This window comes from Streptomyces sp. (genome assembly GCF_036524955.1).
Classification (GTDB): domain Bacteria; phylum Actinomycetota; class Actinomycetes; order Streptomycetales; family Streptomycetaceae; genus Actinacidiphila.
In genome coordinates this window covers 1-13222 of record NZ_DATDBG010000113.1, presented here as the reverse complement: position 1 = coordinate 13222, position 13222 = coordinate 1, and the positions used below count along the sequence as shown (strand labels likewise).

General features: G+C 72.6%; 9 protein-coding genes. 5 read left to right on the top strand and 4 right to left on the bottom strand.

Features of this window, described 5'->3' with window-relative positions; all coding sequences use genetic code 11:
- Nucleotides 1–521, top strand: a 521-nt coding sequence (locus tag VIW71_RS09590) for an acetyl-CoA carboxylase biotin carboxyl carrier protein subunit (protein WP_331621642.1), incomplete at its 5' end; no start/stop codon positions are given.
- A gap of 91 nt (nt 522–612) precedes the next feature.
- On the opposite strand, the gene VIW71_RS09585 is transcribed toward VIW71_RS09590, so the two are convergent.
- Complete coding sequence (locus VIW71_RS09585; protein ID WP_331621641.1) at nt 613–2028, bottom strand: transcriptional regulator; 1416 nt, start codon at nt 2026–2028, stop codon at nt 613–615.
- Nucleotides 2029–3337: 1309 nt separating this feature from the next.
- On the opposite strand from VIW71_RS09585, the gene VIW71_RS09580 reads away from it, so the two are divergent.
- From VIW71_RS09580 to VIW71_RS09565, 4 genes are read left to right on the top strand one after another with little or no spacing between them, the layout of a single operon-like run.
- On the top strand, nt 3338–5980 hold the full coding sequence (locus VIW71_RS09580) for a SpoIIE family protein phosphatase (RefSeq protein ID WP_331621640.1): 2643 nt from the start codon (nt 3338–3340) through the stop codon (nt 5978–5980).
- A 38-nt stretch (nt 5981–6018) separates the two neighbouring features.
- Nucleotides 6019–7158, top strand: a complete 1140-nt coding sequence (locus VIW71_RS09575) for a substrate-binding domain-containing protein (RefSeq protein WP_331621639.1) — start codon at nt 6019–6021, stop codon at nt 7156–7158.
- A 14-nt stretch (nt 7159–7172) separates the two neighbouring features.
- Nucleotides 7173–7952 carry an ATP-binding cassette domain-containing protein gene (locus VIW71_RS09570; RefSeq protein ID WP_331621644.1) on the top strand — a complete coding sequence of 260 codons (780 nt, stop codon included), beginning with the start codon at nt 7173–7175 and terminating at the stop codon, nt 7950–7952.
- Between the two features lie 26 nt (nt 7953–7978).
- Nucleotides 7979–9241 (top strand): sugar ABC transporter permease, encoded by a 1263-nt coding sequence (locus VIW71_RS09565; RefSeq protein ID WP_414720710.1) that lies wholly within the window; start codon nt 7979–7981, stop codon nt 9239–9241.
- A gap of 390 nt (nt 9242–9631) precedes the next feature.
- On the opposite strand, the gene ptsP is transcribed toward VIW71_RS09565, so the two are convergent.
- The 3 genes from ptsP to VIW71_RS09550 all read right to left on the bottom strand — a co-directional run.
- Complete coding sequence (ptsP, locus tag VIW71_RS09560; RefSeq protein ID WP_331621638.1) at nt 9632–11290, bottom strand: phosphoenolpyruvate--protein phosphotransferase; 1659 nt, start codon at nt 11288–11290, stop codon at nt 9632–9634.
- 2 nt (nt 11291–11292) lie between these two features.
- On the bottom strand, nt 11293–11565 hold the full coding sequence (locus VIW71_RS09555) for an HPr family phosphocarrier protein (RefSeq protein WP_331621637.1): 273 nt from the start codon (nt 11563–11565) through the stop codon (nt 11293–11295).
- Between the two features lie 104 nt (nt 11566–11669).
- A partial coding sequence (locus tag VIW71_RS09550) for a PTS fructose transporter subunit IIC (RefSeq protein ID WP_331621636.1) occupies nt 11670–13222 on the bottom strand: 1553 nt, incomplete at its 5' end.

Sequence of the window (13222 nt, the reverse complement as noted above, 5' to 3'; positions counted from 1 at the left end):
GCACCGTCGTCACCGACCCCGCCTTCAACCCACCCCAAGGCCCCTTCACCATCCACACCCGCTGGATCGAAACCGAATTCACCAACACCATCACCCCCTTCACCGGCACCACCACCGACGACGACGAAACCCCGGGCCGCGTTCCCCGGGAGAGGCTTGTCGTCGAGGTCAACAACAAGCGGCTCGACGTCAGCATCACCGGGGGTCTCGCCGGGCTGGCCGCCGCTGCCGCGCTGGCGGCGGCGGTCCCGCGTCGGACCCCGCCGAGGTACCGCTCAGCCGGCGCGTTCGACCCGAACCTGTCCGGCCCGGCTGTGACGGCGCCGATGCAGGGCACCATCGTGAAGGTCGCCGTGGAGGAGAACCAGCAGGTCACCGAGGGCGACCTGATCGTCGTCCTGGAAGCGATGAAGACGGAGCAGCCGGTCCGGGCCCACCGCTCCGGCACCGTCAAGGGCCTCACGGCCGAGGTCGGCACGCGGGTCGCCGCCGGTGCGGCCGTGTGCGACATCGCACCGTGAACGAGCAGCGTCGTCGTGCGGTGGGGAGTGCCGTACGGGACCCCCACCGTACGACCTGCCGCGTGTTCCGCCCTGCGGGAGCAGAGCGGGGTCAGACATGCTGGTCCTGCCGGTGGCTCATGGTCAGGTGCCCGGTGGCGTGCTCCAGGTGAGCCTCGAAATCACGCACCACGGCTTCCTGTTCGAACGGCCTCAGCCGGGACCGGAAGTTCTTCAGGTACGTGATGCCGAGGTTGGACCGCAGGTCGGTCAGCAGGTCCACCGCCCGCGTCGCCGTCTCGCACGCCTCTTCCAGCTCCCGGTCCTGCACCAGCGCCGTGGCGAGCAGAATCAGGTCGATGACCCGGCGCCGCACCCGGTGCTCCGGGTGCCCGGTGAGCGCTTCCTCGGCGTTGCGCGCGGCCGGCTTGGGCTGGTGGAGGTCGACATAGCAGTGGGCCAGTTCGTCGGCGAGGTAGGCGCGGTCGAAGTGCGAGATCCACTCGGGGTCGTTCTCGGGGTTGGCCCGCTCCAGAGCGTCCACCGCCCGGCCCGCGGCGAGGCTGCACGCCTGCCCGTCACCGATCAGGGCGTATCCGCGCGCCTCCGCCGCGTAGAGGCACGCCTGCGTGGTGAGGCTGGCCTGACCGCGCGTGCCCTCCTGGGCGGCGCGCGCGAGGGGCGCGACCTCCCGCGGATAGCCGAGGGAGGCGGCCAGGTGGCTCATCCCCGCGGCCAGCACATAGCCGCCGTAGCCGCGGTCGTCGGCGGCCTGGGAGAGACGCAGCGCCTGGATGTAATAGCGCTGTGCCAGGCCGACCTTGCCCTGGTCGACCGCCATGTAGCCGACGAGTTCCGTCAGGCGGGCCGCCGCGCCGCACAGCCGGCGTGCGATCGTGCCGTGGTACGACCCCTTGAGCAGGCCGGAGACGACGCTGTTCAGGTAGTGCACGGCGATCGGACGTACGTGCCCGCTGCCGAACCGGTGGTCCAGATCGGCCAGTTGCCGGGTGGCCCTGGTCATCAGCTCGATGTCCGCCTCGCCGACCCGCTGGCCCCCGACCCGCGACACGGACAGGTCCGGGTCGGTGATCAGCCAGTCCCGGCTGGGCCCCAGCAACGCGGAGACGGCCACCCGCGAACCGTCGTGCAGATTGCGGCGGTTGGCGTCGCTGCGCCACAGATCGGTGACCTGGTCGATCGCGTTGGGAAGCGCCGGGGCGAACATCAGGCCGACTCCGGAGGCCTCCTGCTGCCGGCTGTGCACCATGCCGACGTCGTCGACCGAGAGCGCGCGCCCGAGCTTGTCGCCCAGCACCTCGGCGATGATCACCGGTGTCAGACCGCGCGGTCGCTGCCCCCGGAGCCAACGGCTGACGGAGGTCTTGTCGTACCGCAAGTCGAGCCCGCGCTCGGCGCCGTACCTGTTGACGCGCCGGGCCAATCCCACGTTCGAGCAACCTGCCTCGTTGATGAGTGTCTGCAGTCGCTCGTTGGGCTGCCGTTCCACCAGTGGTCGAGGGGCCATGTCCCGCCGTCCCTCCTGAAGTTCAGTGGTTGAGTGATGGTATGTACGGGTGACGATCTTGATATTGTTCACAAACCGGCCGGTATGTGCCTGGAGCTGTTGCCCAGACTGTTACTCCCTGTATCGGCCGGGTGTACAAGAAACTGAAGGGGCGCGTTTTCGATCGTCGCGCTCTCCGCGCGCTGAGCGTGCGCCCGGGGGATACACCGCGGAAGGCGATGGCCGAATCACCGTGTCAACACCCGAAAGGGTGAGGCGGAAGCGGACGCCGGCGAGAATGCCGGTGACCGGGGATGTGCGCATGACTGCTGTCTTTGCCGTCTCGGGCTGTTCGCCGTCTCAGGCTGGGAGATGTGCGGGACCGCCGGCGCACGAGTTGATTCCGAATGCGCTCCCGGCGCACTTCGGGTCCGGGTACGGGCCCGGTCGTATGTCCGCCGCGGTTACGGCGTGGGTTCTGCCTTCGCCCTCCTGGGAAGGGAACCCACGCGTCGATCAGGCTCGTTCCCTTGTCCTGGGTCGTATGAGAATCATGGTGAGGGTATACGGCTCCGCCGTGCGGGGGTCTCGATCGCGTCGTGGAAACCCGTCACCGTCAGGGTGTTGTCAGCCGGGCATCCGACACCGCGTCCACTTCTGATGCACGAGTCTTTCTCCGCACGCAAGGATTCGAACCGTGGTCATGACTATGCCGTTCGTCGGGTGGGGCTCCCGGGTATGCGGTGTGGGCATCACCAATCCGCAGGTGCATACGCCGTCCGCACGGAAGGGCGACTCCGCGCGGCAGGTCCGGTGATCCCGCGCATTGCGGCCGGAAACGCCCGAACCCAACTCACATTATCGCGATCACTGTGAGTGTTCAAGGGCCGCGTTCGAGCCCGCGATCTCGACGTGTCTGCTTATCGGATCGCGCCTCACGCGTTCGTGTGAAACCGCTGATTCTGCTGATTCAGCCGGTGAGCGGCGCCGTCGCCCGCACCGCACCGCCTCCGCCAGGCGGTGACGGAGCGCGACGCCGAGGTTGCGGGCGCGGGCAGCGCGGGGCGCTCCGACGCTCGCGGCGGTCCCGGAGGGCGCGGGCCGCCCGGGTCCTGTGTCTCCCGGGCCGGAGGCCGCGCGAGCGGGGTCACCGGGGCGGCGTCGCGCCGAATGCGGTGGGGACACCGCGGTGCCATGCTGGTGATGTGACCGTCCCTTTTCCGGATCGGCGTCATCGCGTCGAGCCGTGCCCGGGTCGCCGCCGACGTCGGTGACGGGTGAGCGAGCGGGCGGGGCCTCGCGAAGGGACCGCGGACGATGCGGTGACGACATGCCAGGTGAAGGCGGGTCCGGGGCGGGAAACCCCGGGAGGTGGACCGGGCTGCCCCGCGGGGCCTCTGATCAGGGCGCCCCGCGCGACCGGGCGGCGCGGGGTGATACGGGACAGGGCCCGGCCTTCGCGGGCGCTGCGCTCACCGCTGTCTACCTGCTGGACGAGGAGTCGGACGAACTGCGGCTGACCCAGACCGACGGGGGCCCCGCCGACCGGTACGGGCTCGCGTCCCGCTACCCCGTGGCGGGCCGCTCCCCGGTCGCGGACGCCTTCCGTGTGGTCCAGCCCCTGTGGCTGGACGCGGCGGAGTTCGCCGCCTGCCAGAAGGCCGGCCCGGAGCCGGAGCCCCACGGCCGGGCAGGCCCCCACGAACCGGCCCCCGGCGGCTCGCCCCCCGTGTCCCTCGCCGTCCTCCCGCTCCTCCGCGACAACGGACGACCCGCCTGCCTGGTCGTCGTGGACGACGACGGCCACGGCTTCGCCCGCGAGCGCCGCCATCTGCTGGAGCTGTACGCCGACCACGTGGCCGCACGGCTCGCAGCGGGCGCGGAGCTGAACGGGCCGCTCGTCCCGGGCGCCGCGAACGGCCCCGACGGTGTGAGCGCCACGAACGGCCCGAACCGTTCCAACGGAGTCGGGACCGGCGCCGGACCGCGGCCTTCCGACGGCCTCGCCCTGGACCGCGTCGGCTCGTTCACCCTCACCCTGAGCTCCGGCCGCATCGACGCGGACGCCCGGCTGCTCAGCCTGTTCGACCTGACCTCCGACAGCTTCGACGGACACGTGGACACCCTGCTGGTGCGCGCCGTTCCGGACGATCTGCCCGCGCTGATGTCCATCGTGGAGCCGCGCCAGAAGACCTCCGCCGTGCGGGAACTGGAGTTCCGGGTCCGCCGGCCCCACGGCGAGCCGCGGTGGCTGAGCATGCGCTACCAGGTGCTGGGCGACCGGGACGGCAAGCCGGAACTGGTGCTCGGCGTCCTCGCCGACGCCTCCCGGCTGCGGCCCAGTGTCGACGAGGTCTCCGTGGTGCAGCGGCTGTCCGCCACGCTGGGGGACGTGACGACCGTGCGTGATGTCGGCCGGCTGACGGTCGCCGCGCTGCGCGGACCGCTGGGGGCCGACCGGATGGCCCTCGCCGAGATCGAGGGCGACCGGCTGGTCGTCACCGTCCTCGATCCGCCGCAGCCCACCGCCTGGCCGGAACTCTGGCGGCGGGAATGGCGTTCGGAGTGGCCGGACGTGCCCACCGGCGCCGTGCCCACACTCCGGGCGGCCCTGGCCGCGGGCCGGATCAGCCTGTGGCCGCCCGGCGTGGTCCTCGAACCGGGGCTCGAGGACATCGGCCCCGGCGGGCTGGCGGCCCTGCCGCTGACGGGCGAAGGACGGCTGCTCGGCGTGTGCCTGATCGGCTGGGAGGCGCCGCACGAGTTCACTCCCGAGGAACGGTCCCTGCTGACCGCGACCGCGGGCCTGGTGGGACAGGCACTGGCCCGCGCCCGCGCGTTCGACGCCCAGCGCGAACTCGCCACCATGCTCCAGCGCAGCCTGCTGCCCCGTACGCTCCCGGATCTCCCGAGCGGGGTGGCCGTCGCCCGCTACCTGCCCGCGACCGCGGGACTGGAGGTCGGCGGCGACTGGTACGACGTACTGCCGCTCTCCGAGGACCACGTGGCGCTGGTCATCGGCGACGTGCAGGGCCACAACGCCGGAGCCGCGACGATCATGGGGCAGATACGTACCGCGATCAGGGCGTACGCCGTGGAGGGCCATCCGCCCGACGTGGTGGTCTCCCACACCAACCGCCTGCTCGTCGGCATGGAGACCGAACTCTTCGCCACCTGCCTCTACGTCGACCTGGACATGGTGGACGGCGACGCCTGGCTGGTCCGGGCGGGACACCCGCAGCCGCTGCTGCGTCACCCGGACGGCAGCACCGAGGAGGTGGTGGTCGAGGGCGGACCGCCGCTGGGGGTGCTGGCGGACGCGGAGTACCCGATGACCACGATCGGCCTGTCCGCCGGCTCGGTCCTCGCCCTGCTGACCGACGGCCTGGTCGAGTCGGCGGAAACGCGTCTGGAGGACGGCGTGGGCCGGGTGCGCGACCTGCTCTCCCGGATCGACCCGGCCGAGCCCGCGCGGGCCGCGGACGAGCTCCTGGGCGGCGCCGCCCGCCGGGACGACGACGTGGCGCTGCTGCTGCTGCGCTACGACGGGATGAAGGTGCGGCCGATCCGGGCCAGCTCCACGGTGTGGCGGCTGCCCGACGCGGTGATGCACGCACGCCGGTACACCAGGCGCACGCTGCGCTCGTGGGGCGTCGGGGAGGCGGCCGACGAGGTGCTGCTCATCGTCTCCGAGCTCGTCACCAACGCCCTGGTCCACACCCAGGGCCCGGTCCGGCTCGACCTCACCCTCGCCGGTGACCGCCTGCGGGTGGCGGTGAGCGACGCCTCGCCGCGCACGCCCGTCAAACCGGCGAGCCTGGACTGGGAGGCGACCGGTGGCCGGGGGCTGCTGCTGGTCGAGGCGATGGCGGCGTCCTGGGGCTCGGTGCCGCTCAGCGGCGGCAAGCAGGTGTGGGGCGAGGTCGCCGTGACGTCGCCCCCCGGCGCGGACGCCGAGTCCGTGGTGGGATAGCCACGGACGGGTGTCCGGGCGAGTGAGGTGGTCCTGACATGAGAGCGAGTGCCCGTACGCGCGTCACCGCGACGACCGCGGTCTGCCTGGCCGTGGGCCTCGGCGCCTGCGGTGGGGCGGTCGGCTACGCGGACGGCGGCGGGAGCGGCGACCGCGACGGCGAGATCAAGATCGGACTGCTGCTCCCGGAGAACGAGACCGCCCGCTACGAGAGGTTCGACCGGCCCCTGATCGAGCGGAAGGTCAAGGAGCTGTGCCCCGACTGCCGGGTGGACTACGCCAACGCCCTCGGCGACCCGTGGCTCCAGCGTCAGCAGGTGGACTCCATGATCAGCCGGGGGGTCGAGGTCCTCGTCCTCGACTCCGTCAACGTCCGCTCCCTGCGCTCCGCGGTCGTCGAGGCGAAGAAGGAGAACATCCCGGTGCTCTCCTACGACCGGCTCACCGAGGGCCCGGTCGCCGGCTTCGTCGGCCACCGGGACGGGGAGGTCGGCAGGCTCGAGGGTGAGGCGCTGCTCGCCGCGCTGGGCCCCGACGCGGCCGACGCCACCGTCGTGGTGCTGGAGGGCCCGTCCACCCGTGGGTGGACGGGCGAGCGCCAGGCAGCCGCGTTCTCCGTTCTCCAGGGCAAGGTGAAGGCCACCAGGACGTACGCGACCGCACAGTGGGACGCCGCGGACGCCGACGCCCAGATGCGCGGCGCCATCGCCGCGCTGGGCGTCGGCCACGTCGACGGCGTCCTGGCCGCCAACGACGTCCTCGCGGCCGGCGCCGTCGCGGCGCTCAAGGCCGACCACATCGAACCGCTGCCGCCGGTGGTCGCCCAGGACGCCGAACTCCCCGCCGTCCAGCGCGTCGTCAAAGGCGAGCAGTACATGAGCGTCTACAAACCGGTCAAACCGGAAGCGGACACGGCCGCGGAAATGGCCGTCGCGCTCGGTCGCGGTGAAAAGCTGACCAGTATGGCCACAGACAGGGTGAGCAACGACACCAGCAAGGGCATCCCGGCCGTCCTGTTCACGCCCGTACCGGTGACCCGGGCCACCATCAAGGACACCGTCGGCAAGGACGGCACGTACACGATCGGTCAGATCTGCACCCCGAAGCTCCGTTCTGCCTGCGAGAAGGCCGGGCTCCTCGGGCCGGCGGGCCGCGACCGGGTCCCACCGGGGACGTGAGCGGGATGACGCACATGTCGGCCGAACCACTGCTGGCGCTGCGCGGCGTCTCCAAGCGCTACGGCGCCGTCGAGGCCCTGACGGACGTGGAACTGGAGATCCGGGCCGGTGAGGTGGTCGCCCTGGTGGGCGAGAGCGGCGCGGGCAAGTCCACCCTCGTCAAGGTGATGACCGGCGTCGACCCCGCCGACCAGGGCAGCTTCCTGTGGCAGGGCCGAACGGTCCAGGTCACGCGCCCGGGCGACGCCCAACAGCTGGGCATCGCGGCCGTGTACCAGGACCTGGCGCTGTGCGGGAACCTCGATGTGGTCGAGAACATGTTCCTCGGCCGCGAACTGGGCACGGCCCTGTCCCTCGACGAAGTGGAGATGAGCCGCCGTACCCGCCGGCTGCTGGAGACCCTGTCCATGCGCACTCCCGACCTGCGCGCCCCGGTCGCCTCCCTGTCCGGAAGCCAGCGGCAGACCATCGCGATCGCCCGTGCCCTGCTCGGCGAACCCGAGCTGCTGCTGCTGGACGAGCCCACCGCGGCCTTGGGCGTCGAGCAGACCAACGAGTTCCTGGACCTGGTGGAACGGCTGCGCGAACGCGGCCTCGGGATGCTCATCATCAGCCGCAACATGGGCGACATCAAGGCCGTCGCGGACCGGGTCGCGGTGCTGCGCCTCGGCCGCAACAACGGACTCTTCGACGTGAACACCACGTCCCAGGAGCAGATCTTCTCGTCCATGAGCGGTGCGACCGACAACGCGGTGACCCACCGCACGGCAGACGTCGGGGAGGAGTTCCTGTGAGCGGGGCAGGGCCTTCAGGGAAGGTGATGTCCGAACGGAAGGACGACGACGCCCCCCGGTCGGCCGCCGTCGGGCGGCGGCTGCTCGCCCGGGTGCGGAGCATGGACGGACTTCACGGCGCAGCCGGCGCGTTCAGGCGCCGGCTGCGCCGTGGCGAGCTCGGTTCGGCGCCGGCCGTGCTCGGCCTCATCGTGATCTGGATCGTCTTCCAGAGTCTCGACAGCGCCTTCCTGTCGCCCCGCAACCTGACCAACCTCAGCGTGGACAGCGTCGGCCTCGGCATGATCGCGGTCGGCGTCGTCTTCGTCCTGCTGATCGGCGAGGTGGACCTGGCGGTGGGCTCGGTCAGCGGCCTGTCGGCGGCCGTGTTCGTGGTGCTGAACGTGGACCACGGCCTGCCGGAGTGGCTGGCGGTCGTCTTCGCGGTGCTTTCCGGCGCCGGGATGGGGGCCGTCCACGGGTTCGTCTTCGCCCGGATCGGTGTGCCCTCGTTCGCGGTCACCCTGGCCGGCCTGCTCGCCTGGAACAGCCTGATGATCTACGTCCTGGGCGCCATGGGCACCGTGAACTTCGACGACACCGGCCTGGTCGCCCAGCTCACCAGCCGCTCCTTCGACCACGACGCCGTCGCGTACGGGCTGGCGGCGCTCGTCGCGGCCGCCTTCTTCCTCGCCTCCTACCGGGACGGCCGCCGCCGGGAGGCCGCCGGCACCCCGGCCAGGCCGCCGGCCGAGATCGTGGCGCGCACCGCTGTGATCGCGGTGGTCGCGTTCGCCGCCGCGTATGTGCTGAACCGGTTCCGAGGGGTGCCCCTGGCCCCGTTGATCTTCCTCGTCGTCGTCGCCGGCCTGGACTACGTCCTGCGGGGCACGCCCTACGGCCGACGGGTCTACGCGCTCGGCGGCAGCACCGTGGCGACCCGCCGGGCGGGCATCAGCCTGGTGGTGACGCGGATCTCGGTGTTCGTCGTGTCGGGGACGATGGCCGCGATCGGCGGTCTCTTCCTGGCCTCGCGGATCACCTCGGTCAGCCAGCTCTCGGGCCAGGGCATCCTGGTGATCAACGCGATCGCCGCGGCCGTCATCGGCGGCACGAGTCTGTTCGGGGGGCGCGGCAGGACCTGGTCGGCGCTGCTGGGTGTGCTGGTCATCCAGTCGATCGCCTCGGGCATGGCCCTGCTGGACACCCAGGTGGCCGTGCAGTTCCTGATCACCGCCGGGGTGCTGCTCGTCGCCCTGATCAACGACTCGCTGACGCGGCGCTCCCAGCAGATCCACGGGCGGCTGTGACGCCCCCCGAGGACGGTGGCGGCGCCGCCGGGGCGCGGTGGGGACGGGTGCGGTGTGGATCGTGCGCGGTGGGGGCGGGTGCCCGCAGTGTCCTGAGACATGTCTGCGGTGCTTGCGGGCCCGCGCGCGGACTCCGCGGATGCCGCGTCGCTCGCGCCGACACCACTGATCCGGCATGCGCCGCCCACGGCTGGTACAAGGCGGCCCTACGAGGGAGGCGGTCGGTCCCCGTAGCAGCCGTACCGAAGCGGCCGGTACGGACGCGGCCGGTGTCCGGGCGGTCGGTCCTGTGGTCGCCGTGCGGAGGTGACGGGTACGAAGGGGCCGGTCCCGGAGCCGTGGGTCGGTTGTCGTCGGCTCCGGGACCGGCCTGGAACGTGCGTGTGCCCCTCAGCCCAGTTCCTTGAGCACCCCTTCGCGCGCGGTGGCGGCGTCGGTCGCCGACAGGGCCAGCTCGGCGAGGCGGCGGCAGTCGCCGAGGGTGTGGCCGGCCAGGGAGGCCCGTACGTCGCCCAGGCAGCTCGGCGCGACGGACAGGCTGGTGACTCCGAGGCCGACCAGGACCAGCGCGAGCGCGGGGTCGGCCGCGGCCTCGCCGCACACGCCGACCGGGCGGTCGTACCGGGCGCCGGCCCGGGCGGTGAGGCGTACCAGGTCGAGCAGGGCGGGCTGCCAGGGGTCCAGCAGTTCGGCCAGGGAACCCAGCGTGCGGTCGGCGGCGAAGGTGTACTGCGCCAGGTCGTTGGTGCCGATGCTGAGGAAGTCGCAGCTCTCCGCCAGCGCCTCGGCCCGCAGTGCCGCCGCTGGCACTTCCACCATGGAGCCGGCCACCCGCAGGCCGTGGGCGCGTACCTGCGCGGCGAAGCCGGCGGCCTCTTGCGGGACCGAGACCATGGGCGCCATCACCCACACCTCGGCCGTACTGCCCTCGGCCGCCGCGGCGATGGCGGTCAACTGGTCGTCCAGCAGTTGCGGGTCGCGGGTGGCCGTGCGCAGGCCGCGGATGCCGAGGGCCGGATTCTGCTCGTCGGCGGCGGTGGCGAACGGCAGGGGCTTGTCCGCGCCGGCGTCCAGGGTGCGTACGACGACGCGGCGTCCGGCGAAGGCGGTGAAGACCGTACGGTACGCGTCGGTCTGCTCCGCCACGGAGGGCGCCTGGGCCCGGTCGAGGTAGAGGAACTCGGTACGGAACAGGCCGACGCCCTCGCTGTCGGCCGCCGCCGCGCTCGGCAGTTCGTGCAGCGCGCCTATGTTGACCAGCAACTTCACGCGGTGGCCGTCCGAGGTGCGGCCGGGCCCGGCCACCCGGGCCGCCAGCTCGCGCCGCCGCTGCTCGCGCGCGGTCGCCTCCGCGACGGTCTCCGGCAGCGGGTCGGCCTCCACGGTGCCGGCCGCGGCGTCCACGAGCACCGTCTGCCCCTCGGCCAGCCCGGCCGCGCCGGTGCAGCCGACCACGGCGGGCAGGCCGAGGATCTTGGCCAGGATGGAGGTGTGGCTGGTGGGGCCGCCGCGCTCGGTGACCAGGGCGAGGACCTGCGCCGGGTCGAGCAGGGCGGTGTCGGCGGGGGCGAGGTCGTCGGCGACCAGCACGTACGGGTGGCCCGGCGTGGGCAGCCCCGGCATCGGCAGGCCCAGCAGCCGCGCCACCGACCGGTCCCGCAGGTCGTCCAGATCGGCGACCCGCTCGGCGAAGTAGCCGCCCGCCGCCTCCAGCGCGACCCGGAACTCGCCGAAGGCGGCGGTGAGCGCGTGCGCACCGTCGGCGCTGTCCAGCACCAGGGCCTCGGCCCGGTCGGCGAGTGCGGGGTCGGCGGCCATCATGGCGTTCGCGGACAGCACCTCGGCCGCGGCGCCCTCCACCGCGGCCGCGCGCTGCTCCAGGTCGGCTGCGACCTGCCGCAGTGCCTCGCGGACCGCCGCGGCCTCGGCCGGCAGATCCGCCTCGGCCACGGTACGCGGCGCGGGCAGTGCCGGCGCGGGCGCCAGGCGGGCGACCGGGCCGGCCGCGTTGCCGCCGCCGATCCCGATGCCGGTCAGCACAGCCGACATCGCTACTCCTTGGCGTCGAGGTCGCGGGCTACCAGGGCGGCCAGCTCCTCGATCGCGGCCTGGGCGCCGTCGCCCTCGGCGGCCAGCACCAGGGATTCACCGTGCTTGGCGCCCAGGGCGAGTACGGAGAGCAGGCTTCTGGCGTCGACCGGGGCCTGCCCGTCGCGGCCGACGGTCACCTTGACCGGCTGCCGGGCGGCGGCCTGGACGAACAGCGAGGCCGGCCGGGCGTGCAGCCCGCTGGGGGAGCCGACGACGACGGTGAGCTGGGACATGGGGATTCACTCTCCTGGAGATGTCGGGGGTCGGTGACCGGGCGGGCCCGACCGTGGGAAAAACCCGCTGTCCGGCCGTTCGGCCGGCCGGACAGCGGGACGGTTCAGGCCGCCACCGGCACCCTGGGGGCCGCTTCGGAAGGGGCGGTGGGGGCCGGCCCGGCGGTGGCCACCGGCTTGCGGCGCCCCTTGAGCAGGATGACCAGGCCCGCCGCGACCGCCGTACCGGCCGCGATCGCGAGCAGGTAGAGGAACGGCTGACCGATCAGCGGCACCACGAAGACGCCGCCGTGCGGGGCCCGCAGCGTGCAGTCGAAGAGCATCGACAGGGCACCGGTGACCGCGCCGCCCGCCATCGCCGACGGGATCACGCGCAGCGGGTCGGCCGCCGCGAACGGGATCGCGCCCTCGGTGATGAAGGAGGCGCCCAGCACCCAGGCGGCCTTGCCGTTCTCCCGCTCGGTCGTGGTGAACAGCCGTCCCCGTACGGTCGTCGCGAGCGCCATGGCCAGCGGCGGAACCATGCCCGCGGCCATCACCGCGGCCATCACCTTCAGGCTGCCGTGGGTCGGGTTGGCCAGGCCGCCGACAGCGAAGGCGTACGCCACCTTGTTGATCGGACCGCCGAGGTCGAAGCACATCATCAGGCCGAGGATGACGCCGAGGATGATCGCGTTGGCGCCGGAGAGCCCGCTCAGCCAGTCGGTCAGGGACGACTGGAGGGAGGCGATCGGCTTGCCCACGACGACGTACATCAGGAAGCCGACGACCGCCGAGGAGAGCAGTGGTATCACCACCACCGGCATGATGCCGCGCAGTGGCGCCGGCACATGGACGCGCTGGATCGCCATCACCACCGCTCCCGCGATCAGACCGGCGGCGAGGCCGCCGAGGAAGCCCGCGTCGATCGTGATGGCTATGGCGCCGCCGACGAAGCCGGGCACCAGACCCGGGCGGTCGGCCATGCCGTACGCGATGTATCCGGCGAGGACCGGAACGAGGAAGCCGAACGCGGCGCCGCCGATCTGGAAGAGCAGCGCGGCCCAGCTGGAGGCGTCGGCCCAGACGAAGTGCTCGGCGACCGAGGGCGCCTTGTTGATCTCGTAGCCGCCGATCGCGAAGGCCAGCGCGATGAGCAGGCCGCCCGCGGCGACGAACGGCACCATGTAGCTGACGCCGGTCATCAGCCACTTGCGCAGCTGCGTCCCGAAGTGGTCGCCGGGCTCCCCGGCGGTCTCCATCGGGGCCGGTGCCCCGGCGGGGGCGGTCGCCTCGCCGCGCTCGACCTTCTCCAGCACCTCGGCGATGAGCGCGGCCGGGCGGTTGATGCCGGCCTTCACCCCCACGTCCACCGTGGGCTTCCCGGCGAAACGTTCCTTCTCCCGTACCTCCACGTCGTGCGCGAAGATCACGCCGTCGGCCGCGGCGATCACGGCCGGGTCGAGTCTGGTGAAGCCGGCCGAGCCCTGTGTCTCGACGGTCAGCTCGACGCCCTCGGCCTGGGCGGCCTTCGCCAGGGACTCCGCGGCCATGTAGGTGTGGGCGATGCCGGTCGGGCAGGAGGTCACGGCGACCAGGCGCAGCGGACCGGATCGGCCGGAGGGCGCCGCGCCAAGATCTCCGGCGGTGGCGGTGGCGGTGGCGGTGGCGGTGGCGG

What these genes read in the sequence shown, in the direction of transcription:
- VIW71_RS09565 (WP_414720710.1), top strand. Translation starts at nt 7,979, where the DNA reads ATGTCCGAACGGAAGGACGACGACGCCCCCCGGTCGGCCGCCGTCGGG.
- VIW71_RS09555 (WP_331621637.1), bottom strand. Translation starts at nt 11,565, where the DNA reads ATGTCCCAGCTCACCGTCGTCGTCGGCTCCCCCAGCGGGCTGCACGCC.
- VIW71_RS09570 (WP_331621644.1), top strand. Translation starts at nt 7,173, where the DNA reads ATGTCGGCCGAACCACTGCTGGCGCTGCGCGGCGTCTCCAAGCGCTAC.
- VIW71_RS09580 (WP_331621640.1), top strand. Translation starts at nt 3,338, where the DNA reads ATGCCAGGTGAAGGCGGGTCCGGGGCGGGAAACCCCGGGAGGTGGACC.
- VIW71_RS09585 (WP_331621641.1), bottom strand. Translation starts at nt 2,028, where the DNA reads ATGGCCCCTCGACCACTGGTGGAACGGCAGCCCAACGAGCGACTGCAG.
- ptsP (WP_331621638.1), bottom strand. Translation starts at nt 11,290, where the DNA reads ATGTCGGCTGTGCTGACCGGCATCGGGATCGGCGGCGGCAACGCGGCC.
- VIW71_RS09575 (WP_331621639.1), top strand. Translation starts at nt 6,019, where the DNA reads ATGAGAGCGAGTGCCCGTACGCGCGTCACCGCGACGACCGCGGTCTGC.